The sequence below is a fragment of the Pseudomonas sp. NBRC 100443 genome, assembly GCF_030268185.1.
GTDB classification, from domain to species: domain Bacteria; phylum Pseudomonadota; class Gammaproteobacteria; order Pseudomonadales; family Pseudomonadaceae; genus Pseudomonas; species Pseudomonas citronellolis.
The window spans coordinates 1-435 of sequence record NZ_BSQE01000067.1 but is presented as its reverse complement, the minus strand read 5'-3'; the positions used below and the strand labels follow the sequence as shown (position 1 = coordinate 435).

At 62.5% G+C, this 435-nt stretch carries 1 protein-coding gene; it reads left to right on the top strand.

The window, feature by feature from the left end; genetic code table 11:
• Positions 1-435 (top strand): phage terminase large subunit family protein (locus tag QSJ95_RS32555; RefSeq protein ID WP_285647888.1); only part of this gene is annotated, 435 nt, incomplete at both ends.

The window sequence follows — 435 nt, the reverse complement described above, 5'->3', positions numbered from 1 at the left end:
ACGACCTGATCCGGGTGGTCAACTTCGTGAAGTCGGCCCGGATTGGCTACACGAAGCTGCTGATGGCCAACATCGGCTACAAGATCCAGCACAAGCGCCGCAACGTGATGATGTGGAGTCCGACCGACCCGGACGCCGAGGACATCAGCAAGAGCCACGTCAACGGCCTGATCCGCGACGTGCCGGTCATGCTGGAGCTCGCACCCTGGTTCGGCCGGAAAAACGGCGACAACACCCTGGACAACAAGGTGTTCTCGAACCGCCGCAACCTCTGGATTCGTGGCGGCAAGGCCTCCCGGAACTACCGGGAGAAGTCGCCCGACGAGGTGATCTACGACGAGCTGTCGAAGTTCGACGCTGACGTCGAGGGCGAGGGCTCGCCGACGTTCCTTGGCGACAAGCGTCTGGACGGCGCGGTCTATCCGAAGTCGATCC